The organism is Streptomyces sp. NPDC001401, assembly GCF_042895385.1.
Taxonomy (GTDB): domain Bacteria; phylum Actinomycetota; class Actinomycetes; order Streptomycetales; family Streptomycetaceae; genus Streptomyces.
In genome coordinates this window covers 19,048-43,480 of sequence record NZ_JBIAWI010000015.1, presented here as the reverse complement: position 1 = coordinate 43,480, position 24,433 = coordinate 19,048, and the positions used below count along the sequence as shown (strand labels likewise).

Sequence of the window (24,433 nt, the reverse complement as noted above, 5' to 3'; positions counted from 1 at the left end):
CGCCCCTATGGGGCGCTACCACAGCCGCCCGTGAATTCGCTTGCCCTGCGTCGGTCACTCATGGATATTTATCTGCGTGACGCAGATTCTTCGTAACGCAACAGAAAGTTCAGCCCTCTCCGCCCGCGCCCGCTGGGCCGTGCTCGCCGTCGTGCTCGCCGCCGACGTCCTCGACCTGCTCGACGCGACGATCACCAACATCGCCGCCCCGACCATCACGCGGGACCTCGGCGGCGGCCCGAGTCTCGTCCAGTGGCTCGGCGCCTCCTACGCCCTCGCGCTCGGCGTCCTCCTGGTGCCCGGCGGACGGCTCGGCGACAAGTACGGGCGCCGGCGGCTGTTCCTGACCGGACTCGCCGGGTTCGTCGCCGCCTCGCTGGCCTGCGGGCTCGCCCCGAACCCGACCGCGCTGGTCGTCGCCCGGCTCGTCCAGGGCGCCTTCGGGGCGCTCGTCATCCCGCAGGGTTTCGGCATCCTCGGCGCGACCTGGCCGCGCGAGGAGATCGGCAAGGCGTTCAGCCTGTTCGGGCCGGTCATGGGCCTGTCCGCCGTCGGCGGGCCGATCCTCGCCGGGTTCCTCGTCGACGCCGACCTGGCGGGCCTCGGCTGGCGCCCCATGTTCCTGATCAACCTGCTTCTCGGCGGCGCCGCCCTGCTCGCCGCCGCCCGACTGCTCCCCCGCGACACCGGCGACCCGTCCGTCTCCGTGGACGTCCCGGGCGCGGCCCTGCTCGGCGGCGCGATGCTCGGCCTGCTCGGCGGCCTCATCGACGGCTCGGCGTCCGGCTGGACCGGCCGCCCGCTCGCCCTGCTCCTCCTCGGCCTCGCCCTGTTCGCCGCCTTCTGCCACCGCCAGCGCACCGCCGCCGAGCCCCTGATCCGCCCGACCCTCCTCCACAACCGCGGCTTCACCTCGGGCCTGATCCTCGGCGTCCTCGCCTTCGCCGCGGTCGCCGGCCTCCTCTACGTCGTCTCCCTCCACCTCCAGCGAGGCCTCGGCCACTCCCCCGCCGGCACCGCGCTCGGCCTGATCCCGCTGTCCGCGGGCATCGTCGTCGCGTCCATCGCCTGCTACCGGCTGATCCACGCCCACGGCCGACGGCTCGTCGTCGCCGGGCTGCTGATGATCCTGGGCGGCTGCGGCTGCCTGGCGCTCCTCACCGAGTCGTCCGGGTGGGCCCTCGTCCCGCCCCTCCTCCTCGTCGGCCTCGGCATGGGCACCTGCTTCGGCACCGTCTACGACGTCACCGTCGGCGACATCGCCCCCGAGGAGGCCGGCAGCGCGAGCGGCTCGCTCAACGCGGTGCAGCAGCTCGCCAACGCGATCGGGGCGGCAGCCGTAACGACCGTGTATTTCAAGGCGGTTGACGGCGGCGAGACCCACGCACTCCTCGTGAGCCTCGCCGTGGTCGCCGCGGCCGCCGCCCTGTGCCTGCCCCTCGTACGACTACTGCCGCGCAAGGCACAGGCAGAGCAGCACCGCTAAGGGATCAGCACCAACCGGCCGCGCACCCCGCCCTCCGCCAGGCGGGCGTGCGCCTTCGCCGCCTCCTCCAGGGCGTACGTCTCGGCCACCCGCAGGGTCAGCACGCCCTCGTCGACCAGCGCCGCCAGCTCGGCCAGCCGCGCCCCGTCGGCGCTCACCTCGACCGCGCCGGTCCGCACGCCGCGCACGGACGCCGGGGCCGCCTGCGGGATGACGCCGACGTACGCACCCCCGTCCCGCACCCACTCCAGAGCCACCTCCCCGAGGATCGCCGCATCCAGCACGGCGTCGACGCTCCCCGCCCCGACCGCACCGGACGCGAAGTGCGCCGCCCCCAGCGACCGTACGAGCTCCTCGTCGTCCTCCCTGGCCAGGGCCGTCACCGAAATCCCCCGGCGCGCGGCGAGCTGGAGGGCGAACCCGCCGACCGCCCCCGCCGCCCCGGTGACCAGCAGCGACTGCCCCTCCTCCAACTCCAGCAGATCCAGGGCCTGTACGGCGGTCAGGGCGTTCAGCGGCAGCGTCGCCGCGAGTACGGCGTCGACCGTGGCCGGCGCCTTGGCGACCGCGTCCGTGTCGACGACGACGTACTGGGCGTGCGTGCCCAGCGGCTTCACCATGCCGTAGTCCAGCGCCACCACCTCGTCTCCGACGCTCCAGGCAGTGGCCACGCCCGTCGCGTCCACGGTCCCGGCGACGTCCCAGCCGAACCCGAGCGGCTTGCCCGCGCCTCCGAAGGCACCGGCCCGCACTCCCGCGTCCACCGGGTTCAGCGCGGCCGCCGCGACCTTGATCCGCACCTGCCTCGCCGCCGGCTCCGGCACGTCCACGTCCACGACCTCCACGGCCTCGGGGCCGCCGAACGTCCTCACCACTGCAGCACGCATGGTCATTTCTCCCGTAATGAGACTCTTCGAACGGTTCGCTCTGCTGCAACAACCCTAGGAAGAGTTACTATCCAGGAGGAAGTAGTTACCTGGAGGTGCCTACCTCACCGGAGGGAGAGCCATGGCGACCATGACAGCGGCCCAGAAGCGCGAGCAGGCCCGCGTGGAGTACGACGCATTTCTCCGCGCCTGCCCCACCAACCAGCTCCTCGACCGCCTCAGCGACAAGTGGGTCAGCCTCGTCCTCGCGGCCCTCGTCTCCGGCCCCATGCGCTACAGCGACCTCAGCCGCAGGATCGCGGGCGTGAGCCCCAAGATGCTCACCCAGACCCTGCGCTCCCTGGAACGCGACGGCATCCTCACCCGCACGGTCACCCCGTCCGTACCGGTCCGCGTCGACTACGAACTCACCGAACTCGGCAGCAGCCTCGCCCAGTTGATGACCGCGGTGAAGACATGGGCCGAGACCCACTTCGACGAGGTGCACGAGGCGCGGGAGCGCTACGACGCCGCGAGCGCCTAGACCTCGCCGGCTCGCAGCCGCGCCACCTGCTGCCCGCTGAACTCCACCGTGCGCCGCATGTGCCCGATGACCACGGCGAGTTCGGCGTCGTCCAGCTCCTCGAAGAGGGCGGACCAGCCGCCGCCCAGCCGGTCCCACATCCGCCCGAACTCGGCGATCCGCTCCGGCACGGTCGCCACGAGCACCCGCCGCCGGTCGTCCGCGTCCCGCTCCCGTACGACGTAGCCCGCCTTCTCCAGCCGGTCCACCAGCCGCGTCGCCGACCCGGTCGTCAGCCCCGTCAGCTCGGCGATCCGGCCACTGGTCACCGGACCGCCCTCCAGCGTCAGCAGGTTCAGACACTGCAGATCGGTGGGGTGCAGCCCGAGGTGGTCGGCGACGGCCTGGTTGAAGAGGGCGTACGAGGCCATGTAGCGACGCGAGACACCGGCCAGCTCGTCGAGCAGCCGCTCACGCACGTTCCCGGCCATGCCTCGCTCCTCTTCGCGCCTCTTCGTCTGCGCCGTGCAGAGATCGTACGACGCGGACTCTCCAGAAGCAGTACTCGTCCCCGGTGGCGAGGACGAGCACCCGCTCCCGGTCGTTCTGCCGTCCGCAGTCGTCGCCACACGGACGTACGGATGTATCCCACGCGGAGCACACGGCAGGCGCCGCCCATCGGGTTACGGCACGCATGCAAAGCTGCGGGCATGCTCATCGCACGCTCCGCCGCCCTCTTCGTCGTCGCCGCCCTCTTCGAGATCGGCGGCGCCTGGCTGGTCTGGCAGGGCGTGCGCGAGCACCGCGGCTGGCTGTGGATCACCGGCGGCATCCTCGCCCTCGGCGCCTACGGCTTCGTCGCCACCTTCCAGCCCGACGCCCACTTCGGCCGCATCCTCGCCGCGTACGGCGGCATCTTCGTGGCCGGCTCGATCCTGTGGGGCATGGTCGCCGACGGCTACCGCCCCGACCGCTGGGACGTCACGGGAGCGCTGATCTGCCTGGCCGGCATGGCGGTGATCATGTGGGCGCCGAGGGGCCGATGAGCCGCTCTCAGGACGGCTCGTCGGGCAGCAGCCCCAGCTGCCCCAGGAACTCCATCTCGTCGAAGTAGAGCCGGTAGTCCGCGATCCGCCCGTCCGCGTCGACGGTGGCCAGGTCCACCCCGCGAATCCTGACCTCCTTCTGCGTCGGAGGCAGCGTGTCCCCGGAGGGCAGCTGGATCGGCCCGGTGTTCCGGCCGCTGAAGAACCCCTCGTCTATCGCCGTGTTCCCGATCTCGTACGAGTGCACCGTCTCGAACGACCCCTCCGGAATCGCGTCCGTCATCTGGCGCCAGTACTCGGCGATGTTGTCGCGCCCGCGGATCTCCCCTCCGTCGGGGGTGAACGCGACCGCATCCGGTGCGTAGAGCTCACTGATGGTCTTCGGGTCCGCGTGTGTGGTGACCGCCTCGGTGAGCCGGTCCATGACCTCACGTGCCTGCCCCATGATTCGCCTCCCGAACTGGAGGATCACCCATCTCAATCGTCCCACTCGGACCCCGCGGAAGCCCACCGGAGAACGAGACCGCAAACCGTCCACGCGCCCGGCCCGCCTATCCTGGCCGGACAGGCATTCGACGGTCCCGATCGGACCACGCAAGAGGAGCAGCCCATGGCCACCGCCGCACCGTCCGCCGCCTCCCGCATCGCCGTCGTCACCGGTGCGAGCAGCGGAATCGGCGCCGCCACGGCACGGCAGCTCGCCGCCGCCGGTTACCGAGTCGTCCTCACCGCCCGCCGCAAGGACCGCATCGAGGCGCTGGCGGAGGAGATCAACGCGGCGGGGCACTCGGCGGCGGCGTACCAGCTGGACGTGACGGACCGCGCAGCGGTCGACGAGTTCGCGACGGCCTTCAAGACGATCGGCGTCCTGGTCAACAACGCGGGCGGCGCACTCGGCGCCGACCCGGTCGCCACCGGCGACCCGGCCGACTGGCGCACGATGTACGAGACGAACGTCCTCGGCACCCTGAACATCACCCAGGCCCTCCTCCCGAAGCTGGTCGCAAGCGGCGACGGCACGGTCGTCGTCATCTCCTCCACCGCCGGGCACGGGACGTACGAGGGCGGCGCGGGCTACGTCGCCGCCAAGCACGGCGCCCACGTCCTCGCCGAGACCCTCCGCCTCGAGATCGTCGGGCAGCCGGTCCGCGTCATCGAGATCGCCCCCGGCATGGTCAAGACCGACGAGTTCGCCCTCACCCGCTTCGGCGGCGACGAGGAAAAGGCCACGAAGGTCTACGAGGGCGTTGCCGAACCCCTCACCGCCGACGACGTCGCCGACACCATCACCTGGGCGGTCACCCGCCCTCACCACGTCAACGTCGACCTCCTGGTCCTGCGCCCGCGCGCCCAGGCGTCGAACACCAAGGTCCACCGGGAGCTGTGATGACGGACGACGCCGCCCGTGAGGCCGAGCAGCAACGCCTGTCACTGGAGAAGAAGCGCGAACGCTACGTCTGGTACTACCTCGCGTACTTCCTCTTCGGCATCCACATCGTGGCCTTCGTGATGATCTACGCGGTGCTGCACGCCAAGTAGCCGTGCTGCACGGGAAGTAGCCGTAGAGTCACCGCACGTGGACAGACACATACCTTTCGACGCGCTGCACAACTTCCGTGACCTGGGCGGCTATAGGACCCCGGACGGCCGGCGGATCCGCCCCGGCCGCCTCTACCGCGCGGACTCGCTGGGCAAGCTGCAGCAGGGCACCGAGGACTGGTCCCGCTTCCTGTCCCTGGGCATCCGCACGGTCATCGACCTCCGCCACTCATGGGAGATCGAGAAGCGGGGCCGTATCCCGGACGACGCGTCCTTCGGCTACCACAACCTCAGCATCGAGCACCGCCCGTACAACCAGCCGGCGTTGCCCCCCGACGTCGACCCGGGCCCGTACCTGGCGGAGCGCTACATGGAGGTGGCGGAGGACGGCACGAAGGAACTCCGCCGCGCACTGGAACTGGTGGCGGACGCAGCGGAGTCGGGGCAGCCCCTGGTCTTCCACTGCGCGTCGGGCAAGGACCGCACCGGCCAACTGGCCGCGCTGGTACTGGAGTTGCTGGGCATCCCGGACGAGACGATCATCGAGGACTACAGCCTCACGGAACTGGCCACCGATGCGATGCTGGCGGCCTGGACGGCGAGGGAGGGCCGCGCACCGACGTGGCTGGGCTTCGGACGGGCACCGGAGTCGGTGATGCGGCTGTTCCTCGCCGCACTGAAGGCGCGCTACGGCTCGGTCGAGAACTACGTGACCAAGGAACTGTCCCTGGACGCCGACGCGTTGGCGACGACCCTCCGCACCCACCTCCTGGAACCCCGCCCCACCACCTGGCCACCCCTGACCTACCGCAAGGCGACACCGGCAGACGCGGAGACCCTGGTCCGCCTGCGCGACACGGCCGCGCTCTGGCAGTTGGCCCGCGGAATCGACCAATGGAAGCCGGGCGAAAAGGACGAGACCCACTTCCACACGCGCATGCAGCAGGGCGAAGTCTGGCTGACCCACGCGGGCAACCACCTGGCCGGCGCCTGGGAACTCTGGTGGGACGACCCGGCAGCCTGGGGCCCCCGCCCCGCGGACGCGGGCTACATCCACCGCCTGATGACAACACCGCACACGGCCCCGCCGGGCACAGGCCGCGAGATGCTGGCGCAAGCGGAGTCCCGCATCCTCGCCACCGGCCGCCCCTACGCCCGCCTGGACTGCCTGTCCTCCAATCCCCGCCTGCGCGCGTACTACGAGTCGGCGGGCTACAAGGTCGTAGGCGAACAGACGGCGAAGGACGGCGGGTTGGGCAGCCCGTACGCGGTGACGCTGCTGGAGAAGCGGCTCCTTTGACGGAATGGGGCCCGAGCCGCATGGGCTCGGGCCCCTCAGACGTGGACGCGAAACGGTCGTCGGCCGCGTCAGCCCTTCACACAGACGACCTGCTTCAGCTTCGCCACGACCTCCACGAGGTCCCGCTGCTGATCGATGACCTGCTCGATCGGCTTGTACGCACCCGGGATCTCGTCCACGACGCCGGAGTCCTTACGGCACTCCACGCCCCGGGTCTGCTCCTCCAGGTCCTTCGTCGAGAAGCGCCGCTTCGCCGCGTTGCGGCTCATGCGCCGACCCGCTCCGTGCGAGGCCGAGTTGAAGGCCTTCTCGTTGCCGAGGCCCCTCACGATGTACGAACCCGTGCCCATGGAACCGGGGATGATCCCGTACTCGCCGGAGCCGGCCCGGATCGCACCCTTGCGCGTCACGAGCAGATCCATGCCCTCGTACCGTTCCTCGCTCACGTAGTTGTGGTGGCAGGAAATCTCCGGCTCGAAGGTCGGCTTCGCCTTCCGGAACTCCTTGCGGATCACGTCCTTGAGGAGCGCCATCATGATCGTGCGGTTGTACTTCGCGTATTCCTGCGCCCAGAACAGGTCGTTGCGGTACGCCGCCATCTGCGGAGTGTCCGCGACGAAGACGGCGAGGTCACGGTCGACCAGACCCTGGTTGTGCGGGAGCTTCTGGGCCACGCCGATGTGGTGCTCGGCCAGTTCCTTGCCGATGTTGCGGGAACCGGAGTGGAGCATCACCCAGACGGAACCGGTCGAATCCGTGCAGACTTCCACAAAGTGATTGCCGGATCCAAGCGTTCCCATCTGCTTTTCTGCACGCTCGTGACGGAATTTGACCGCCTCGGCGACCCCGTCGAACCGTCCCCAGAAGTCGTCCCACCCGGCCGTACCGAACCCGTGCAGCCTTCCCGGGTCCACAGGGTCATCGTGCATCCCCCGCCCCACCGGAATGGCCTGCTCGATCTTCGACCGCAGCCGAGAAAGATCCCCCGGCAGATCATTGGCGGTCAGCGACGTCTTCACCGCCGACATCCCGCACCCGATATCCACCCCCACCGCCGCAGGACAAACAGCCCCCTGCATGGCAATGACGGACCCGACCGTCGCACCCTTCCCGTAGTGCACGTCCGGCATGACCGCGAGGCCCTTGATCCACGGCAGCGTCGCGACATTGCGGAGCTGCTGCAGGGCCACGTCCTCGACCGTCGCCGGGTCGGTCCACATGCGGATCGGGACCTTCGCACCCGACATCTCTACGTACGACATACCTTCCCCATTCCCCCGAAAACACGACAGAAGTCTGAAATCGCAAAACCGGCGCCAAGGTCGATGAAAAAGGACAACGGACCGGCGTCCACGGTGGTGCGTGCGATACACATTGTCTCCAGGGGACGCCCCCGTGCGGCAAGCGATTAACCAGCGGGGACACTGAAGCAACGGCCACAGAGCCACCGTCGAGAGGAGCCCGACCGTGCAGCGGAAGGCGTACGTATCCGGCGTCGCCGCGCTCCTCGTGGCGCTGCTGGCAGGCTGCACCGGCGGTTCGAGCGGCGGCGGCGGCGCGACGGATGACGTGAACCCGGGTGACGCCGGTACGGCGAGCGTGGTGGCGCAGCCGGGCAAGTACCGCACGCTCCCGGGACCGTGCAGCGCGGTGAGCCACGACACGCTCGACTCGCTGCTGCCCGGCATCAGGCAGATCGCCGACGCGGACCAGCGGGAGAAGGCGTACGAGGGCGACGCCACGCTCGCGTACGACAACGACCGCAAGGCCGGCTGCCGCTGGAAGGTCGACTCGACGACCGCGACCGACCGGCTGCTCGTCGACTTCGAGCGGGTTGTCTCCTACGACAACTCCGTGAGTGACGACACCCAGGCGCAGGAGCTGTTCGCGGAGAAGGAGACGGCGGCCGACCTGCCCGAGCCGACGAGTTCCGACAGCGGTTCCGGTGCCACTTCCAGTCCCAGTCCCAGTTCCAGTGCCGGTTCCAGTGCCACCGGCAGCGCCGACCCCAGTTCCTCGGCCTCGGCCTCGCCCTCGGCATCTGTCTCGCCTTCCGGCTCCGGCTCCTCGTCCCCCTCGTCGTCCGCGACCCCGGCCAACCTGCAGCCCCGCACCCTCGACGACCTCGGTGACGAGGCCTTCGTGGACGACGCTCTGAGCGGCCCGGGTTCGACGGCGCGGCAGCGCACGGTGACTGTGGTGTTCCGCACGTCCAACGTCATTGTGACCATCGAGTACGAGGAGCAGTCGGCCGTCGTCGGCACTGTTCCGGACAGCAAGGAAATGCAGGACAGGGCCCTGAATCTGGCCGCGCAGCTGGCCGACACGCTGGGCGGTTAGCGGTCGTTCGGCCGCCCCGGGCGCCCCTCCGTAAAGCAGTGGAAGCGGAAGCACACAGTTTCCTCACCGCGTACCGTGGCCCCTCGGACCCGATCCGCCGACCTCAGGAACCACAGCGTCATGAGTGAAGGAACCATGCAGCGACCAGCAGAGCGAGACCAGCGGAACCAGCGAGAGATGCGAGCGAGGCGGCCAGGCCGTCTGCTTGCCTGCGCGGTCGCAGTGCCCGTGATGGTGTTCGCCGCCGGCTGCTCCTCGGACTCCGGCTCCGGTGACGGAGAGAGCAAGGGCGCGAGCGCCGGGGACACGGCGCCGGCGACCGCGAGCACGGCGCCGACGGTGCAGGCTGCGGCGTACAAGAAGTTGCCGGGCTCGTGTGCGGTGCTGTCGAAGAAGACGCTCTCCTCGCTCGTGCCGCAGGGCGCCAAGTCCGGCAAGGAGGGCAAGTCGGGCGACACGGCGACGCGGGCGAGCTGCTCCTGGAGCAGTCTGGACAACAACGGTGTGAAGGGCTCGCAGTTCCGCTGGCTGAATGTGTCGCTGCTGCGCTTCGAGTCGGATGCCGCGCGTGGTGAGGGCAACCAGCTGGCGCACACGTACTACGAGAAGCAGGTGAAGGACGCCCAGGCGGTTCAGGGCGCGAAGAACCTGAAGACGCAGCCGGTTTCCGGGACGGGCGCCGAGGCGACGCTGGTGCGTTACGACCTGAAGAAGAAGGAAGGCTCCTTCAAGCAGCAGACGGTGGTGACGCGCGTCGAGAACGTCGTGATCACGCTCGACTACAACGGTGCGGGCCTGGCCGGTGAGAAGACCCCGAGCGCGGATGCGCTGGTGAAGGTCGCGGAGGCGGCGGCCAAGGAGGCGGTGGCCTCGGTGGCGGCGGCGAACGGCGGCGCAGGCGCGGGCAGTGGTTCGGGCACGGCGAAGCCCTCACCGTCCAAGTCGGCGTCGAAGTCGGCGTCCCCGTCCCCTTCGAAGTCCGCTTCGGCCTCTCCGTCCTCCTCAGCGTCGAAGAAGAGCTGACTGTCACATCTGGACGCCAACTCGCAGCTCAGCACCGCTTTTTGACGGAGCCCGGCCCCCTGAGGGGACCGGGCTCCACCCGTTCCGTTACCTCGCCGGGCGCACACATGTGCCACTCTGTTGCGCGCAACAGCACGCAATGGGAGGGGAGTACGGGTGGCCGCGCCACTGCAGCTGACTCGGATGCACCGGATTCTCATCGGCGTGGTCGTTTCCGGCGCCGTGATCATCGCCGGCATCGGCTTCGCCGGTTCGTATGCGGCGGTCCGTGAGTTGGCCATCAAGAAGGGTTTCGGGAACTTCTCGTATGTCTTCCCGATAGGCATCGACGCGGGCATCTGTGTCCTGCTGGCCCTGGATCTTCTCCTGACGTGGATCCGCATACCCTTCCCGCTGCTTCGTCAGACGGCCTGGCTGCTGACGGCGGCGACGATCGCGTTCAACGGTGCGGCGGCCTGGCCGGACCCGCTGGGTGTGGGCATGCACGCGGTGATCCCGGTGCTGTTCGTGGTCGCGGTGGAGGCGGCCCGGCATGCGATCGGCCGTATCGCCGACATCACGGCGGACAAGCACATGGAGGGTGTCCGCCTGACGCGGTGGATGCTCTCCCCGATTCCGACGTTTCTCCTGTGGCGCCGGATGAAGCTGTGGGAGCTGCGCTCCTACGAGCAGGTCATCAAGCTGGAGCAGGAGCGGCTGGTCTACCAGGCCCGGTTGCGTTCGCGCTTCGGCCGGGCGTGGCGGCGGAAGGCTCCGGTGGAGTCCCTGATGCCGCTCCGGCTGGCGCGGTACGGGGTTCCGCTGGCGCAGACGGCTCCGTCGGGACTGGCGGCGGCAGGCATCGAGCCGGCGCTGCTGCCGCCGGCGGCGGAGATCGCCCCACCGGTGGAGAGCCGTGCCACTGTGGCGGCGCCTGCGCCGCAGCCGGTGGAGCAGCTGAACCACGTTCCCGCGGCGGAGCTGCCGGAGGAGAGCCAGTGGCTGCACGCCCGGCACCCGCAGCAGGTCGAGTACCACGGCGACTACGACCCCACGTACGACCCGGAGCGGTACGCGCAGTGGTTCGCGGAGCAGCAGCAGGCCGAGCAGTACCAGCAGGACGAGTACCAGCAGGACCAGTACCGGGAGGAGCCCTCTCCGGAGGAGACCGGCAGCTTCCAGATCCCGGTCAGCCCGGGCCGTACTCGCGAGCTCGGTGAGGGCGGCGGCCCGCCGGAGCCGGACGAGGACGCGTACTACCAGGTCTTCCGTGAGTCGATAAAGAGCGGGAACGGAGCGCCCACTCCCAAGGGGTTCATTGCCGACGTCGAGGCGACGTACGGCATCACGCTCCCCGAGGCCGAGTCCAAGCGCATGGTGAACCGCTTCTCCAACCGTCTCAACGCGGAGATGCAGGAAGAGCACATCGCATGAGAAAGCGCCCGGTGCCGCACGGCACCGGGCGCTTTCTCAACGTGTCACTCCCCGAGCAGGGCCCGCACCCGCTCGTGTCCCACCGCCAGCAGCAGCGTGGGCAGTCGCGGACCGGTGTCGCGGCCGACGAGCAGGTGGTAGAGCAGCGCGAAGAAGGTCCGCTGGGCGGTCTTGATCTCCGCGGGCAGTTCCTTGGGCGTGGCGTCGGCGGGGAACCCGGCCTGCACCTTGGGCACGCCGTAGACGAGGTGGGTGAGCCCGTCGAGAGACCAGTTGTCGGCGAGGCCGTCGAGCAGCAGCCGCAGGGACTGCTGGGAAGCCTCGTCGAGGGACTTGAGCAGTTCGGCGTCGGGTTCGTCGCGCACGATGGTCCGCTGGTCGGCGGGGACGTGCGTGTTGATCCAGGCCTCGGCCTTGTCGTAGCGGGGGCGCGCCTCGTCGAGCGAGCCGAGCGGGTTGGCGGGGTCCAGCTCGCTCAGGATCCGCAGCGCCTGGTCCTCGTGCCCGGCGGTGATGTCGGCGACGGAGGCCAGCGTCCGGTACGGCAGCGGGCGCGAGGTCTTCGGCAGTTCGCCGCCGGCCGTACGTACCGCACGCGAGTGGGCCGCCACGTCCGCCGGGAGGGCCGATCCGTCGGTGACCTTCCCGTCCAGCTTGTCCCACTCGTCGTAGAGGCGCTGGATCTCCTGGTCGAAGGCGATCTTGAAGGACTGGTTGGGGCGGCGCCGGGCGTACAGCCAGCGCAGGAGCTGCGGCTCCATGATCTTCAGGGCGTCGCCGGGGGTCGGCACGCCGCCGCGTGAGGAGGACATCTTGGCCATGCCGCTGATGCCCACGAAGGCGTACATCGGCCCGATGGGCTGCTTGCCGCCGAAGATCCCGACGATCTGCCCGCCGACCTGGAACGAGGATCCCGGGGACGAGTGGTCGACACCGCTCGGCTCGAAGATGACGCCCTCGTACGCCCAGCGCATGGGCCAGTCGACCTTCCAGACCAGCTTGCCGCGGTTGAACTCGTTGAGCCGGACGGTCTCGGAGAAGCCGCAGGCGGTGCAGGCGTAGGTCAGCTCGGTCGTCTCGTCGTCGTACGAGGTGACCGTCGTGAGGTCCTTCTCGCAGTTGCCGCAGTAGGGCTTGTACGGGAAGTAGCCGGCGGAGCCGCTGCTGCCGTCGTCCTCGCTCGCTGCGCCGGATCCCTCCTCGGCCTCCAGTTCGGCCTCGTCGACGGGCTTCTGCTGCTGCTTCTGCTTCGCCGGGGCCTTCTTGGTGCGGTACTGGTCGAGGATCGCGTCGATGTCGGCGCGGTGGGCGATGGCGTGCAGGATCTGCTCGCGGTAGACGCCGGAGGTGTACTGCTCGGTCTGGCTGATCCCGTCGAACTCGACGCCCAGCTCGGCGAGCGACTCGACCATGGCGGCCTTGAAGTGCTCGGACCAGTTGGGGTGCGCGGACCCCTTCGGGGCGGGCACGGAGGTCAGCGGCTTGCCGATGTGCTCGGCCCAGGTCTCGTCGACCCCGGCGATTCCGGCCGGCACCTTGCGGTAGCGGTCGTAGTCGTCCCAGGAGATCAGGTGCCGGACCTGGTGGCCGCGGCGGCGGATCTCGTCGGCGACGAGGTGCGGGGTCATGACCTCGCGGAGGTTGCCCAGGTGGATCGGGCCGGAGGGCGAGAGGCCGGACGCGACGACCACGGGTTTGCCGGGGGCCCGACGCTCCGACTCCTCGATGACGTCATCCGCGAAACGGGAGACCCAGTCGGCGGTCTCGGTGCTCTGAGCCACGATCGGCACGTCCTTCTTTCTCCGGGGCAGCCAGTACGGTCAATCGGCTGACGCCCCATTCTCCCAGACCGCCTCGCGCCCGGGAAAACGGCTTTACCCCCCATGGGATACTGGCTGGGTATATCCATCCCCACGAGGAGAACGGCACCCTTTCCTATGGCCTCGGTCAAGTCCCTCAGCGACTCCGTCCAGCAGCATCTCGCGTCCGCGCTCTCGGCCACCCTGCCGGAGGCCGCCGGAGCAGACCCGCTGCTGCGACGTAGTGACCGGGCGGATTTCCAGGCCAACGGGATCCTGGCGCTGGCGAAGAAGGCGAAGGCGAACCCGCGGGAGCTGGCGACGCAGGTCGTCTCCCAGGTCGTCACCGGTGAAGGGCTGATCCAGGACGTCGAGGTCTCCGGGCCCGGCTTCCTGAACATCACGATCGCCGACCGCGCGATCACCGAGACGCTCGCGGCGCGTGCCGCCGACGGCGACCGGCTCGGTGTGCCGCTGAAGGAGAACCCGGGCATCACGGTCGTCGACTACGCCCAGCCGAACGTGGCGAAGGAGATGCACGTCGGCCACCTGCGCTCGGCGGTCATCGGCGACGCGCTGCGCGGCATGCTCGACTTCACCGGCGAGACGACGATCGGCCGGCACCACATCGGCGACTGGGGCACCCAGTTCGGCATGCTCATCCAGTACCTGTTCGAGCACCCCGGCGAGCTGGCCCCGGCTCAGGACGTCGACGGCGAGCAGGCCATGTCGAACCTGAACCGGGTGTACAAGGCGTCGCGTGCGGTCTTCGACTCCGACGAGGAGTTCAAGGAGCGGGCGCGGAAGAGGGTCGTCGCCCTGCAGTCCGGCGACAAGGAGACGCTCGAGCTGTGGCAGCAGTTCGTGGACGAGTCGAAGGTCTACTTCTACTCGGTCTTCGAGAAGCTGGACATGGAGATCCGCGACGACGAGATCGTCGGCGAGTCCGCGTACAACGAGGGCATGCCGGAGACCGCCCGCCTCCTGGAGGAGATGGGCGTCGCGGAGCGTTCCGAGGGCGCGCTCGTCGTCTTCTTCGACGAGATCCGGGGCAAGGACGACAAGCCGGTCCCGCTGATCGTGCAGAAGGCCGACGGCGGCTTCGGCTACGCGGCCTCCGACCTGACCGCGATCCGCAACCGCGTCGTCGACCTGCACGCGACGTCGCTGCTCTACGTCGTGGACGTGCGCCAGTCGCTGCACTTCAAGATGGTCTTCGAGGCGGCGCGGCGCGCGGGCTGGCTGACCGACGGCGTCACCGCGCACAACATGGGCTACGGCACGGTGCTGGGCGCGGACGGCAAGCCGTTCAAGACGCGTGAGGGCGAGACCGTACGGCTGGAGGACCTGCTGGACGAGGCGGTGCAGCGGGCCGCCGAGGTGGTCCGGGAGAAGGCACAGGACCTCACCGAGGACGAGATCCAGGAGCGGGCGACGCAGGTCGGCATCGGCGCCGTGAAGTACGCGGACCTGTCGACGTCGCCGAACCGGGACTACAAGTTCGACCTGGACCAGATGGTGTCGCTGAACGGCGACACGAGCGTGTACCTGCAGTATGCGTACGCCCGTATCCAGTCGATCCTGCGCAAGGCCGGCGAGACGAAGCCGGCCGCGCACCCGGAGCTCGAACTCGCCCCGGCGGAGCGGGCGTTGGGCCTGCACCTGGACGCGTTCGGCGACACGGTCTTCGAGGCGGCCGCGGAGTACGCGCCGCACAAGCTGGCCGCGTATCTGTACCAGCTGGCGTCGCTGTACACGTCGTTCTACGACAAGTGCCCGGTCCTGAAGGCGGACACCCCGGCGCAGGTCGAGAACCGTCTGTTCCTGTGCGACGTGACGGCCCGCACCCTGCACCAGGGCATGGCGCTGCTGGGGATCAGGACGCCCGAGCGGCTCTGAGGGCCACACGGCGGCCGAGGCCGAGGATGGCGGCGGATGCGGGTACGCCCCGCCCGGATTGAACGGGCGGGGCGTACCGATCCGTGGGCGGTGTGGTCAGCACCAGCCTCCGCCGAGGTTGGCGAACGCCTTCCAGGCGGCCCTGGTCTTGGGTCCTGCGTCGCCGTCGATGCCGCCGGTGTCGTAGCCGATGTGGACAAGGAAGCGCTGGAGGCCGCGGATGGTGTTGGGGCCGACGTCGCCGTCCACGGTTCCGGCGTTGAAGCCACGGTCGTTGAGGAAGGCCTGCCAGGCCTTCCAGCTCTTGGTGCCGAGCTGGCCGTCGATCGTGCCGGGGTCGAACTTCCCGACGGGGGAGGCGTCGCGGACGTAGCACTGGACGCTCTTGCCCTCGGTGGTGTTCAGGCCGAGGTTGTTCGTCGCCTTGATGGTGACGGTCCGGGCGCTCGTGGCCGACGCCGGCGCGGCGAAGCTGGTGCCCGCGGTGGCCAGGCCGCCGGCGGCGAGTCCGATCACGGCGGCGGCGCTGACCAGGGTCCTGGCCAAGGCGTTCGATCGCATTCGTGTCCCTCTCGGATCGTGGTGTGTGGTGCCGGGACGAGACTGCGGGGTGGGCGGCGGGGGCCGCCACGGTTGCCGCGGAAGTGACGTCCTCGCGGGACGTCCCGCCCGTTGACCTGCGGGGACGTGGTCCGGGGCGACGGTGCGCAGGGACGGCTGTCGGCGGGTGGTGGCCGATTCCGTATGGGTGCGGGGTGCACGTTCCGGTGCGGTCTTGTGAATGCTGGTGCAGAATGCGGCACGGGGTACAGGGGCCACTGACCACGGCCGCTGTTCATGAACGCGTGGGGGGACCATGTCGCGTTGGAAAGCGCTGCCTGCAGAACTCGATCCGCGTGTCCGGCAGTTACTGGTGCGCTTACGCCGGCTGAAGGACCACAGCGGGCTGAGCGTGCGTCAGCTGGCCGCGAGGACGGGGTACAGCCCGAAGTCGTGGGAGCGGTATCTGGGCGGCCGTTCGCTGCCGCCGCGGGAGGCCGTGGAGGCGTTGGCCCTGATCGGCGGCGACGACCCGACCCGGCTGCTCGCACTGCACGAAGTCGCCGTCGAGGCCTGGGGGAACGGGCGCGGCGGAACTGCCGTACCGGATACGGACGTTCCCGAAGGGGCCGTATCCGAAGGGGCCGTAACTGGCAGGACCTTGTCCGAAGGGGCCGTACCGGAGCCGGAGATCCTGTCGGCGGGCCCCGATGGCGGGGGCGCGCGGTCGTTGCGTATCGCGCTCGTGGCGGGGGCGGTGGCTCTGGTGCTGGCCGTCTCGTCGGCGGTGCTGGTGACCTGGCGGCTCATGGACCACGGCGGCCGCGCGGCGACGGAGGAGACGACCACGGTCACCGTGACGGCCGGGGTGTCGGTGCCCACGTACACCTGCCGTCTGAAGCAGGCCGACGGCCGCTGGTACGCGGGCAACAGCCCCACGCGGGACGCCACCGTCGGGTATGGCGACGCCGGGCCGGAAGTGGCCGAGGTGCAGTGTCTGCTGCGCCGGGCGGGCATCTCGCCGGGTGGTATCGACGGCATGTTCGGCCCGCTGACGCAGGGCGCGGTCAAGCGCTTCCAGAAGCAGGCGCGGCTCGACGTGGACGGTGTCGTCGGCCCCCACACCTGGAAGGCGCTGCGGGGATGACACCGGAACAGGCGCGACTGGCCGCCGCGCTACGGGAGTTGAGAACCCGCACCGGTCTGAGCCTGGCGGCCCTCGCGGCGAAGACGGCGTTCAGCAAGTCGTCCTGGGAGCGCTACCTCAACGGCAAGACGCTGCCGCCGCGCGCCGCGGTGCAGGAGCTGTGCCGTCTGGCCGGCGAGGCGGACGGCCGTTGTCTGGCGCTGTGGGAGATCGCGGAGTCGGAGTGGAGCGGACGGGCGACGGAGGCGGGGCGGGCGGGTACGCCGACGCAGGCGCCGTCTCCGGTCGCGGCTCCGGCTGCGGATCCGGTCGCGCCTCCGGATCCGCCGACGGCCGAGCGTGCGGCTCCGGCGGAGGCTGGACAGAGCGGTGGTCACCGGGGTGTGGCAGCGGTGGCGGTGCTCGCGTCGGTGTGTGCCGTGGCCCTCGGCGGCGTGGCGGTCACACTGCTTGTGCTGCCGCGCCAGAACGACGAACCCCGGCCGACCGCCGCGGCCACGTCCACTCCCGGGCCGCACTGCCGGGCTTCGTCCTGCGAGGGCAGAAACCCGATGAAGATGTACTGCGCCGCCTCACCGGACACCCTCGCCACGCATCACACGGCCACCGGGGCCTGGCTGGAACTGCGCTACAGCAAGGTGTGCGGGACGAGTTGGGCGCGGATGTGGGGCACGCGGGTCGGCGACCGGCTCGAGCTGACGGCGGGCGGCCGGGTCCGTGGCGCCGAGGTCGAGAACGCCGTCGGCGCGGACAACTTCGTCTACACCCCCATGACGGTGACCCGCCCGGGAACCGCCATCCGCACCTGTTTCCGGCCGACGGCGGACGGCAGGGGCGATGGCGGCAAGGGCGATGCCAAGGAGGAGTGCTTCAACTCCGTTTCGCGGTGACGGCCATCGTGGCGTACGGCATGGTGATGCTGCCGCCGCGCGCGTCGATGGCGTTCCCGGCCGCCTCCAGGACCTCGGCGAGGCTGTCGGCCGGGAGGCGGGTGAAGGCGCCGTGGGTGGGCATGACGTCCAGCCAGGCGTCGCGGGTGTAGGTGAACTCCCAGTCGTACCGCCAGTGTTCGGGTTCAGCGAAGCCGCCGGCGGTCCGGATCCCGTCGCACACCTTGTCGAGGATGATCCGGTACGTGTCCACGGGGGGCCTGGTGATGGCCGCACGGAAGTCGAACGGGGCGTCGGGCACGACGCGTTCGCAGACGTCGGCGACGGCTTCGGCCAGGTCGGCCGGGATCCGGGCCACGTTCCAGAAGACGGACAGCAGCCCGCCGGGCCCGAGGACGCGGGCCGCCTTCGCGGCCCCCGCAACAGGGTCGATCCAGTGCCAGGCGGTCCCGGAGACGACGGCGTCGAACCGCCGCTTCCCCGGCTCCCATTCCTCGAACTTCGCCACGTCCACAGCCACGCCGGTCTCCAGCCGCCGCGCCAGCTCGGCCATACGTGCGTCGGGCTCGACCCCGAGCACTCTGCACCCGGCGGCCCTGAACTGCCGGGCGGCGATTCCGGTGCCGCAGCCGACATCGAGGACGTGGGGGAGGTCGGGGCCGGGGCTCGCGGCGACGATCCGCTCCACCAGGGCGTCCGGGTAGCGGGGCCTGGCCCGGTCGTAGCGCTCGGCGTCGACGCCGAACGACTCCGCGATGTCCCGTCGCTGATGGGGCCGGTTCTCGGCGGACGATAAAGTGGGCATGCGCCCACTATGAGTGGGCACGCGCCCACTCGTCAATGGGCATGCGCCCACTCGTGCCGTGACAGGAGCCGGTATGCCGACAGGTGTTGCCATCCGCGACCCACGCCAGCAGCTCTTCGACGCCGCCGAGCGCATCCTGCTGCGCGCCGGCCCGAACGCCCTGACCAGCAGGGCGGTGACGGCGGAGGCGGGCTGCGCGAAGGGGGTTCTGCACCGGCACTTCGCGGACTTCGACGCGTTTCTGGCGGAACTGGTGCTCGGCCGTATCCGCCGGCTGGACGGCATGGACGCCGCGCTCCGGGAGGCCGCCGGAACGGGCACGGTCGCCGGGAACCTCATCCGCGCGATCACTGACCTGTTCGACGCGGTGGCGATCGCCGTCGTGAGCCTGGTCATCGCCCGGGACGAACTCCGCGCCCGGCTGCGGGCGGCCGGCTCGAGCGGCATCCCGCTCATGACGGAGGCGTCAGCGATGCTCAAGGGCTACCTTGCCGCCGAGCGCGAGCTGGGCCGTATCGCGGCGGACGCCGACGTCGACGTCCTCGCGCCCACCCTGCTCGGAGCCGCGCACCTCCTGTTCGCCGACCGGGAGGCGGGACCGCCGGACGCGGCGGCGGTGCACAGAACGGTGACGGCGGTCGTCGCGGGTGCGGTGCGGTAGCCAAGTCGGCCCGGACGGCCTCTGCGGGAGCGTTGTCAGTGACCGGCCCTACAGTCACTGACATGGCGACTCTTCCCAATCCCCTGCCACAACTCGCATCTCTCGGGCTCGGACTCCCGCCGGGCGGGCTGGTGAACGCGACGGACGACGGGCCGTGGCACGAGCCGTTGCTGTGGCTGGCCGACGGCCGGGCGGCGCCCGGCGCCCGGGCCGCGCTCCAGCAGTCGGCACCGGCCGCCGGTCTGCTTCCGGTGGTCCTCGATGTCGGCGCCGGTCATGGCGGGCCGGAGCAATGGCAGTTGATGCCCGCCGAGATGTCCTACCCCGGGGATCACGACGCCGAGGAGGTGCTGGAGGAGCTCTGGGACGAGTGCGCGGAGGACGACGCCGACTGGCCCGGTCCGGCCGCCGCCCGGCCCCTCGACGCCGACGCGGAACCCGAATCCGTGGCCTCCGACGTCGTGGACTCCCTTCTCGACGGCGGTGGCCCCCTCAAGGAACCCCGCCTCGCTCTCGTCCCCGCCCGCCGCAGCGCCGACATCCCCGCGGCGATCGGCTGGACGGGCCCGGCGAACCACGAAGGCGACACCGCGCGCCTGTGTTCCGTACTCCGCTCCTGGGAGGACCGCTTCGGCATACGGGTCGTGGCGCTCGGCTTCGACCAGCTGCTGGTGTCCGTCGCCGCCCCGCCCACCACCCTCGCCGAGGCGGAGGCCGTCGCCGCCGAGCACTTCGCGTTCTGCCCGGACAACATCCTGCAGGGCGCGGACACCACCCTGGCCGCATACGCCGAACACCAGCTCCTCAACCAGCCGGCCTGGCACTTCTGGTGGGACTGACGGCCCTGCGCAGGCCGCCGCACGCAAACGCCGCGGCCGGTCCGGTGGTGGGCACACCGGTCTCGACCGCGGCGTAGGGGCTGCCTTCAGATGACGCCGAGAACGTGGTGGAGGACAAGAACCAGACCGGCGAGCAGAGCAGGGACGACCATTTGAGACCTCCATGTACGAAATGTGAAGTTTCTGCCGTCCTCGATAACGTCACACTCCCACCCGCGTTACGGGCCTGATCCAAACAGGACAGCCCGGCTACGGGCCGCTGCTCTTCAGGCCTTGTTGCCGATCAGGCGTCCGGCTGCTCCGGGACGGGAGCCGCGTGGGCGGCGCGCCGGTGATGCACCGGGACCATGAGCGCGACCGGCCGGCCGAAGTCGGCGGTCTTCGCGGCCTGTTCGAGGATCTGCGCCGGGTTCCTGAAGTCGGCGTCGACGTAGTCCGTACGGCCGTCGGGTCCGCCGGCGAGCAGGGCACGCGCGTGCGCCAGCACCACGGGGTCGTTGGCGGCGACTGCCGCCCGGTCCGCGGCATTTGCCGTCGCCCGCACCGTGAACTCACCGGTCCCGGGCCCCCGACACGTCCCGTATCGAACCCCTGGGACATGACATCCCTGCAGGTCAGAGGCCATCCCATCGCCTCGGCGTCCCGAATCGCCCGCAGACTGTGGCGCGCGGAGCCGATCACCGCTCAGGCTGGAATCCCCCAGCCCGCCGCCCACGGAAGGCACGTACCACCATGCCCGCCCGAGCCCGCCGCACCCGCCTCCTCGCCGCCACCGCCCTGGTACTCGCCGCGTTCGCACTGACGGGATGCAGGGACGGGAAAGGCCTTCAGGACGAGGGCCCGGCAACGACCCGCTCCCTGCACGCTCCTGCCGGGCACGCTCCTGCCGCAGCGAACGCGAAGAGGCCGCCCGGTCATGAACCGGGCGGCCTCGATGCTCAGGCGATCAGGCGTGGGCCAGAGCCGCTTCCTTCGGGTTCGGGCCGTACTTGTTCACGCCCGGCTGGCTGTCCGAGCACTGGAAGACCAGCAGGGTGATGGGACCGGCGATCGGGACGATCCCGAAGAGGATCCACCAGCCGGAGTGGCCCGTGTCGTGCAGACGGCGGACGGACACGGCCAGGCTGGGCAGCAGGATCGCGACGTAGAAGATGCCCGCGAGAGCCAGGACGGCCGTGACCTTGGCCCCGATGCCGATGCCGATCAGCACGGCGTAGATGACCACGACGAACAGCGTGTACATCCAGTACTCCTTGCGGCGCGCGCGCCCGCTGAACACCGCGTACTTCTTCAGCGCCTCGAGAAACCAGCTCATGTGCGTCCCCCCTGGGATCGACGTTCGGACCATCCGGAATGGATCAGGCCAAGCGCAGAAGGTATGGACCCGGCCGAGAGCCCGTCAATCCAGTACGTCTGCGCAGTTCAACGCGGCGTGGGGGGGTTCAGGACGCGAACCACCCCACCAGGGTTGACCTAATTCCGGACAGATCCACCGACGACAGCGGGGAGTTGGGAAGACGGACAACGCCCGTTCCTCCCACCGAGTTGCTTCCGTTGCCGAACCGAGTACGTTCCGATGCCGACAAGTCGCCGATTCGAGGCCGGAAGTATCCCCATCCGTTGTCGAAGTCAGCGCAACTTCTGCGCCACTTCGGTCGCCCAGTACGTGAGGATGTTCTGCGCACCGGCCCGCTTGATCCCGGTCAGCGCCTCCAGGATCGCCCGGTCGCGGTCGATCCAGCCCTTCTCGGCGGCGGCCTCGATCATCGAGTACTCACCGGAGATCTGGTAGGCGGCGACCGGCACGTCCACCGCGTCCGCGACCCGCGCCAGGATGTCCAGATACGGTCCCGCCGGCTTCACCATCACCATGTCGGCGCCCTCTTCGAGGTCGAGCGCCAACTCCCGCAGCGACTCACGCGCATTGGCGGGATCCTGCTGATAGGTCTTCCGGTCCCCCTTCAGGGAGGAGGCGACGGCCTCCCGGAACGGCCCGAAGAAGGCGGACGCGTACTTCACCGTATAGGCGAGGATCGCGACGTCCTCCCGCCCGATCTGGTCGAGCGCGTCGCGGACGACCCCGATCTGCCCGTCCATCATCCCGCTGGGCCCCACCACATGGGCTCCCGCATCGGCCTGGACCTGCGCCATCTCGGCATACCGCTCGAGCGTGGCGTCATTGTCGACGCGCCCGGCCGCGTCCAGTACCCCGCAGTGCCCGTGATCGGTCGTCTCGTCGAGACAGAGATCGGACATGACCAGAAGATCGTCCCCGACCTCGGCCCGCACATCACGGATCGCGACCTGCAGAATCCCGTCCGGGTCCGTCCCCGGCGTCCCGAGGGCGTCCTTCTTCTCCTCCTCCGGCACGCCGAACAGCATGATCCCGGAGATCCCGGCGGCCACCGCCTCGGCGGCCGCCTTCTTCAGGCTGTCGCGCGTGTGCTGGACGACACCGGGCATGGCGCCGATCGGCACGGGCTCGCTGATGCCCTCTCGTACAAAGGCCGGGAGGATGAAGTCCGCCGGGTGCAGCCGGGTCTCGGCGACCATGCGCCGCATGACGGGGGTGGTCCGCAGCCGCCGCGGCCGCGTGCCGGGGAAGGATCCGTACTTCGTCATGCCACCTACGCTACGCCCGGCTCACAGGCACCTTTGCCGACGGTATGTCGGGGCTGCATGCCGGACCGCACAGCCTGCCGTCGCTCGCGATGCGCCCTCCACCCCGGGGGTCCATCCTGAAATGAGCAGAGAGCCCTGAAATGGGCGAAGAGCAAGGACCGGGCCCCCGTCCCCTCGCCGCGCACGCCTACACCCACGCCTGCCTGCGCGAAGGAGGAGGACGAGATGACCGCCACCCACCACCCCCCGCACCACACCCCGGACCTGTTCGCCCTGTCGGAGATCCACGGCCCCGTCCTCCGCCCCGGCGACGACGCCTACGTGGCCGAGGTCACGGGCTTCAATCTGTCCGCCTTCCACAACCCGGACGTCGTGGTCGGGGCGGCCGGCGCCGACGACATCGTGACGGCGATGCGCTGGGCCGCGGCCACCAACACCCCCGTAGCCGTCCAGGCCACCGGCCACGGCGCGAACTTCCCGATCGACGGCGGCCTGCTCATCAGCACCACCCGCATGACCGACGTGACGATCGACCCGGCCGAACGCACCGCGACGGCCGCCGCCGGCGCGAAATGGCGCCACGTCCTGGAGGCGGCCGCCCCCTACGGCCTCGCCCCGCTCAACGGCTCGTCCTCGGACGCCGGCGTCGTCGGCTACACACTGGGCGGCGGTCTCCCCATCCTCGGCCGGGCCTACGGCTACGCGGCCGACCGGGTCCGCTCCGTCCAGGTCGTCACCCCCGACGCAACCCTGCGCACGGCGACCGCCGACACCGAACCCGACCTCTTCTGGGCCCTGCGCGGCGGCAAGGGCAACGTAGGAGTGGTGACCGAGCTGACCTTCGACCTGGTCCCGCTCTCCACGGTCCTGGGCGGCGGCATCTACTTCCCCGGCGAACACGCGGAGACGGTCCTGCGCACCTGGGCCGACTGGACGACCACCCTCCCCACCCAGATGTGCAGCGCATACACGATCCTGCGCCTGCCCCCGATCCCGCAGATCCCCGAGCCCCTGCGCGGCGGCTTCTGGGCGCGCGTCGCACTGGCCTGGACCGGCGACGCGAAGGAGGGCGAGAGCCTCCTGGCCCCCATCCGCGCGGCCGCCCCGGTCACCATCGACACGGTGGAGGAAATGCCGTACGCGGCCATGGACCGCATCTACCTGGACCCGGAGGACCCGCTCCCCGCCCGCGAGGCCTGCACCCTGCTCAAGGCACTGCCCCCGGACGCCCAGACGGCCTTCCTGGCCGAGGCGGGCCCGGCCGTCCCCGACCTCCCGCTCCTCCTGATCGAGCTGCGCCACATGGGCGGCGAACTCTCCCGCCCCGCCCCCGTCGAGGACGCCATCTGCGCCCGCGACGCCAGCTACCTCCTGGAAACGGTCGGCGTCCTGCCCGACCCGAACACCGCCGCGGCCGTGGAATCGGCCACGACGGCCCTCCACAACACCATGTCCCCGTGGAGCACCGGCCACACGCTGGTCAACCTGCACGGAAGGCCGGGCGACGAGAAGGACCGTGCGCGCGCATGGACCGAGGAGGTCTACACCCGCCTGAGCGAGACGAAGTCGCATTACGACCCGAGCAACTTGCTGCGCTTCGGGCACGCCGTAACACCCGCGTAGCTGCGGGCAGTCGTGCCGCTGGGGCGGCACCCGTCCCAAAGACAGCGGCACCCCGCCGGCGCGGGCGAGCGA

Annotated in this window: 24 protein-coding genes and 1 pseudogene; 15 read left to right on the top strand and 10 right to left on the bottom strand. The window is 70.2% G+C overall.

The genetic code is table 11. The features are described from left to right. Positions 1 to 76 precede the first annotated feature (76 nt). Complete coding sequence (locus ACFY10_RS37850; protein ID WP_390669826.1) at positions 77 to 1,486, top strand: MFS transporter; 1,410 nt, start codon at positions 77 to 79, stop codon at positions 1,484 to 1,486. Here ACFY10_RS37850 and ACFY10_RS37845 read toward each other — a convergent pair. Continuing rightward, positions 1,483 to 2,373, bottom strand: coding sequence for an NADP-dependent oxidoreductase (locus ACFY10_RS37845; RefSeq protein ID WP_390669825.1), 891 nt, complete (start codon positions 2,371 to 2,373; stop codon positions 1,483 to 1,485). The two genes, ACFY10_RS37850 and ACFY10_RS37845, sit on opposite strands and share 4 nt — an antisense overlap. A gap of 121 nt (positions 2,374 to 2,494) precedes the next feature. Between ACFY10_RS37845 and ACFY10_RS37840 the strand changes: the two genes are divergently transcribed. After that, the gene (locus ACFY10_RS37840) at positions 2,495 to 2,896 is read left to right on the top strand and encodes a winged helix-turn-helix transcriptional regulator (protein ID WP_390669823.1); all 402 of its coding nucleotides are present in this window, start codon (positions 2,495 to 2,497) and stop codon (positions 2,894 to 2,896) included. Here ACFY10_RS37840 and ACFY10_RS37835 read toward each other — a convergent pair. After that, positions 2,893 to 3,366: a MarR family winged helix-turn-helix transcriptional regulator gene (locus ACFY10_RS37835; RefSeq protein WP_390669822.1), complete on the bottom strand. Its 474-nt coding sequence runs from the start codon at positions 3,364 to 3,366 to the stop codon at positions 2,893 to 2,895. The two genes, ACFY10_RS37840 and ACFY10_RS37835, sit on opposite strands and share 4 nt — an antisense overlap. Before the next feature lie 219 nt (positions 3,367 to 3,585). Here ACFY10_RS37835 and ACFY10_RS37830 point away from each other — a divergent pair, with 219 nt between their 5' ends. Further along, positions 3,586 to 3,921, top strand: coding sequence for a YnfA family protein (locus ACFY10_RS37830; RefSeq protein WP_390669820.1), 336 nt, complete (start codon positions 3,586 to 3,588; stop codon positions 3,919 to 3,921). 7 nt (positions 3,922 to 3,928) lie between these two features. Here ACFY10_RS37830 and ACFY10_RS37825 read toward each other — a convergent pair whose 3' ends face one another. Further along, positions 3,929 to 4,366, bottom strand: coding sequence for an ester cyclase (locus tag ACFY10_RS37825; protein WP_390669819.1), 438 nt, complete (start codon positions 4,364 to 4,366; stop codon positions 3,929 to 3,931). Between the two features lie 165 nt (positions 4,367 to 4,531). On the opposite strand from ACFY10_RS37825, the gene ACFY10_RS37820 reads away from it, so the two are divergent. The 3 genes from ACFY10_RS37820 to ACFY10_RS37810 are packed head-to-tail and all read left to right on the top strand — an operon-like array spanning position 4,532 to position 6,760. Next, the gene (locus tag ACFY10_RS37820) at positions 4,532 to 5,308 is read left to right on the top strand and encodes an SDR family NAD(P)-dependent oxidoreductase (protein ID WP_390669817.1); all 777 of its coding nucleotides are present in this window, start codon (positions 4,532 to 4,534) and stop codon (positions 5,306 to 5,308) included. Beyond that, on the top strand, positions 5,308 to 5,460 hold the full coding sequence (locus ACFY10_RS37815; RefSeq protein ID WP_361278311.1) for a hypothetical protein: 153 nt from the start codon (positions 5,308 to 5,310) through the stop codon (positions 5,458 to 5,460). Before ACFY10_RS37820 ends, ACFY10_RS37815 begins: the two co-directional genes overlap by 1 nt. A gap of 37 nt (positions 5,461 to 5,497) precedes the next feature. After that, positions 5,498 to 6,760 carry a GNAT family N-acetyltransferase gene (locus ACFY10_RS37810; protein ID WP_390669816.1) on the top strand — a complete coding sequence of 421 codons (1,263 nt, stop codon included), beginning with the start codon at positions 5,498 to 5,500 and terminating at the stop codon, positions 6,758 to 6,760. 68 nt (positions 6,761 to 6,828) lie between these two features. Here ACFY10_RS37810 and ACFY10_RS37805 read toward each other — a convergent pair whose 3' ends face one another. After that, entirely contained in the window at positions 6,829 to 8,022 is a 1,194-nt protein-coding gene (locus ACFY10_RS37805; protein ID WP_390669815.1) for an RtcB family protein, read from the bottom strand. A gap of 205 nt (positions 8,023 to 8,227) precedes the next feature. On the opposite strand from ACFY10_RS37805, the gene ACFY10_RS37800 reads away from it, so the two are divergent. The 3 genes from ACFY10_RS37800 to ACFY10_RS37790 all read left to right on the top strand — a co-directional run bounded on the left by ACFY10_RS37800 (position 8,228) and on the right by ACFY10_RS37790 (position 11,536). Continuing rightward, positions 8,228 to 9,100, top strand: a complete 873-nt coding sequence (locus tag ACFY10_RS37800) for a DUF3558 domain-containing protein (protein WP_390669814.1) — start codon at positions 8,228 to 8,230, stop codon at positions 9,098 to 9,100. Between the two features lie 135 nt (positions 9,101 to 9,235). Continuing rightward, entirely contained in the window at positions 9,236 to 10,123 is an 888-nt protein-coding gene (locus ACFY10_RS37795; RefSeq protein ID WP_390669813.1) for a DUF3558 family protein, read from the top strand. A 156-nt stretch (positions 10,124 to 10,279) separates the two neighbouring features. After that, entirely contained in the window at positions 10,280 to 11,536 is a 1,257-nt protein-coding gene (locus ACFY10_RS37790; RefSeq protein ID WP_390669812.1) for a DUF2637 domain-containing protein, read from the top strand. Positions 11,537 to 11,580: 44 nt separating this feature from the next. Here ACFY10_RS37790 and lysS read toward each other — a convergent pair whose 3' ends face one another. Further along, the gene (gene lysS / locus ACFY10_RS37785; protein ID WP_390669811.1) at positions 11,581 to 13,326 is read right to left on the bottom strand and encodes a lysine--tRNA ligase; all 1,746 of its coding nucleotides are present in this window, start codon (positions 13,324 to 13,326) and stop codon (positions 11,581 to 11,583) included. A 147-nt stretch (positions 13,327 to 13,473) separates the two neighbouring features. Between lysS and argS the strand changes: the two genes are divergently transcribed. Then, positions 13,474 to 15,234 (top strand): arginine--tRNA ligase, encoded by a 1,761-nt coding sequence (gene argS / locus ACFY10_RS37780; RefSeq protein WP_390669810.1) that lies wholly within the window; start codon positions 13,474 to 13,476, stop codon positions 15,232 to 15,234. 96 nt (positions 15,235 to 15,330) lie between these two features. Here the strand turns inward: argS and ACFY10_RS37775 are convergent, their stop codons facing one another. Then, positions 15,331 to 15,795 carry a peptidoglycan-binding protein gene (locus ACFY10_RS37775; RefSeq protein ID WP_390669809.1) on the bottom strand — a complete coding sequence of 155 codons (465 nt, stop codon included), beginning with the start codon at positions 15,793 to 15,795 and terminating at the stop codon, positions 15,331 to 15,333. A gap of 295 nt (positions 15,796 to 16,090) precedes the next feature. Here ACFY10_RS37775 and ACFY10_RS37770 point away from each other — a divergent pair, with 295 nt between their 5' ends. Together ACFY10_RS37770 and ACFY10_RS37765 are read left to right on the top strand one after the other, a co-directional pair. Continuing rightward, on the top strand, positions 16,091 to 16,921 hold the full coding sequence (locus ACFY10_RS37770; RefSeq protein WP_390669808.1) for a peptidoglycan-binding protein: 831 nt from the start codon (positions 16,091 to 16,093) through the stop codon (positions 16,919 to 16,921). After that, the gene (locus tag ACFY10_RS37765; RefSeq protein ID WP_390669807.1) at positions 16,918 to 17,811 is read left to right on the top strand and encodes a DUF2690 domain-containing protein; all 894 of its coding nucleotides are present in this window, start codon (positions 16,918 to 16,920) and stop codon (positions 17,809 to 17,811) included. The genes ACFY10_RS37770 and ACFY10_RS37765 overlap by 4 nt, the downstream gene beginning before the upstream one ends. Here ACFY10_RS37765 and ACFY10_RS37760 read toward each other — a convergent pair. Continuing rightward, complete coding sequence (locus ACFY10_RS37760; RefSeq protein WP_390669806.1) at positions 17,792 to 18,616, bottom strand: class I SAM-dependent DNA methyltransferase; 825 nt, start codon at positions 18,614 to 18,616, stop codon at positions 17,792 to 17,794. The two genes, ACFY10_RS37765 and ACFY10_RS37760, sit on opposite strands and share 20 nt — an antisense overlap. 73 nt (positions 18,617 to 18,689) lie before the next feature. On the opposite strand from ACFY10_RS37760, the gene ACFY10_RS37755 reads away from it, so the two are divergent. Together ACFY10_RS37755 and ACFY10_RS37750 are read left to right on the top strand one after the other, a co-directional pair. Next, complete coding sequence (locus ACFY10_RS37755; protein ID WP_390669805.1) at positions 18,690 to 19,277, top strand: TetR/AcrR family transcriptional regulator; 588 nt, start codon at positions 18,690 to 18,692, stop codon at positions 19,275 to 19,277. 62 nt (positions 19,278 to 19,339) lie between these two features. Further along, the gene (locus ACFY10_RS37750) at positions 19,340 to 20,116 is read left to right on the top strand and encodes a DUF4253 domain-containing protein (RefSeq protein ID WP_390669804.1); all 777 of its coding nucleotides are present in this window, start codon (positions 19,340 to 19,342) and stop codon (positions 20,114 to 20,116) included. A 331-nt stretch (positions 20,117 to 20,447) separates the two neighbouring features. Here ACFY10_RS37750 and ACFY10_RS37745 read toward each other — a convergent pair. From ACFY10_RS37745 to hemB, 3 genes and pseudogenes are all read right to left on the bottom strand, one after another. Further along, a pseudogene (locus tag ACFY10_RS37745) lies at positions 20,448 to 20,678 on the bottom strand (SAM-dependent methyltransferase); the annotation flags it as partial. Positions 20,679 to 21,062: 384 nt separating this feature from the next. After that, positions 21,063 to 21,431 (bottom strand): DUF805 domain-containing protein, encoded by a 369-nt coding sequence (locus tag ACFY10_RS37740; RefSeq protein WP_390669803.1) that lies wholly within the window; start codon positions 21,429 to 21,431, stop codon positions 21,063 to 21,065. Between the two features lie 314 nt (positions 21,432 to 21,745). Further along, positions 21,746 to 22,738, bottom strand: a complete 993-nt coding sequence (hemB, locus tag ACFY10_RS37735; protein ID WP_390669802.1) for a porphobilinogen synthase — start codon at positions 22,736 to 22,738, stop codon at positions 21,746 to 21,748. Between the two features lie 225 nt (positions 22,739 to 22,963). Between hemB and ACFY10_RS37730 the strand changes: the two genes are divergently transcribed. Then, positions 22,964 to 24,361, top strand: coding sequence for an FAD-binding oxidoreductase (locus ACFY10_RS37730; RefSeq protein WP_390669801.1), 1,398 nt, complete (start codon positions 22,964 to 22,966; stop codon positions 24,359 to 24,361). Positions 24,362 to 24,433 lie beyond the last annotated feature (72 nt).

Bases quoted from the DNA above. Each gene is read 5' to 3' on its own strand.
- ACFY10_RS37845 (WP_390669825.1), bottom strand. From the start codon at position 2,373: ATGCGTGCTGCAGTGGTGAGGACGTTCGGCGGCCCCGAGGCCGTGGAG.
- ACFY10_RS37840 (WP_390669823.1), top strand. From the start codon at position 2,495: ATGGCGACCATGACAGCGGCCCAGAAGCGCGAGCAGGCCCGCGTGGAG.
- ACFY10_RS37835 (WP_390669822.1), bottom strand. From the start codon at position 3,366: ATGGCCGGGAACGTGCGTGAGCGGCTGCTCGACGAGCTGGCCGGTGTC.
- ACFY10_RS37830 (WP_390669820.1), top strand. From the start codon at position 3,586: ATGCTCATCGCACGCTCCGCCGCCCTCTTCGTCGTCGCCGCCCTCTTC.
- ACFY10_RS37825 (WP_390669819.1), bottom strand. From the start codon at position 4,366: ATGGGGCAGGCACGTGAGGTCATGGACCGGCTCACCGAGGCGGTCACC.
- ACFY10_RS37820 (WP_390669817.1), top strand. From the start codon at position 4,532: ATGGCCACCGCCGCACCGTCCGCCGCCTCCCGCATCGCCGTCGTCACC.
- ACFY10_RS37815 (WP_361278311.1), top strand. From the start codon at position 5,308: ATGACGGACGACGCCGCCCGTGAGGCCGAGCAGCAACGCCTGTCACTG.
- ACFY10_RS37805 (WP_390669815.1), bottom strand. From the start codon at position 8,022: ATGTCGTACGTAGAGATGTCGGGTGCGAAGGTCCCGATCCGCATGTGG.
- ACFY10_RS37795 (WP_390669813.1), top strand. From the start codon at position 9,236: ATGCAGCGACCAGCAGAGCGAGACCAGCGGAACCAGCGAGAGATGCGA.
- argS (WP_390669810.1), top strand. From the start codon at position 13,474: ATGGCCTCGGTCAAGTCCCTCAGCGACTCCGTCCAGCAGCATCTCGCG.
- ACFY10_RS37775 (WP_390669809.1), bottom strand. From the start codon at position 15,795: ATGCGATCGAACGCCTTGGCCAGGACCCTGGTCAGCGCCGCCGCCGTG.
- ACFY10_RS37770 (WP_390669808.1), top strand. From the start codon at position 16,091: ATGTCGCGTTGGAAAGCGCTGCCTGCAGAACTCGATCCGCGTGTCCGG.
- ACFY10_RS37765 (WP_390669807.1), top strand. From the start codon at position 16,918: ATGACACCGGAACAGGCGCGACTGGCCGCCGCGCTACGGGAGTTGAGA.
- ACFY10_RS37760 (WP_390669806.1), bottom strand. From the start codon at position 18,616: ATGCCCACTTTATCGTCCGCCGAGAACCGGCCCCATCAGCGACGGGAC.
- ACFY10_RS37755 (WP_390669805.1), top strand. From the start codon at position 18,690: ATGCCGACAGGTGTTGCCATCCGCGACCCACGCCAGCAGCTCTTCGAC.
- ACFY10_RS37750 (WP_390669804.1), top strand. From the start codon at position 19,340: ATGGCGACTCTTCCCAATCCCCTGCCACAACTCGCATCTCTCGGGCTC.
- ACFY10_RS37740 (WP_390669803.1), bottom strand. From the start codon at position 21,431: ATGAGCTGGTTTCTCGAGGCGCTGAAGAAGTACGCGGTGTTCAGCGGG.
- hemB (WP_390669802.1), bottom strand. From the start codon at position 22,738: ATGACGAAGTACGGATCCTTCCCCGGCACGCGGCCGCGGCGGCTGCGG.
- ACFY10_RS37730 (WP_390669801.1), top strand. From the start codon at position 22,964: ATGACCGCCACCCACCACCCCCCGCACCACACCCCGGACCTGTTCGCC.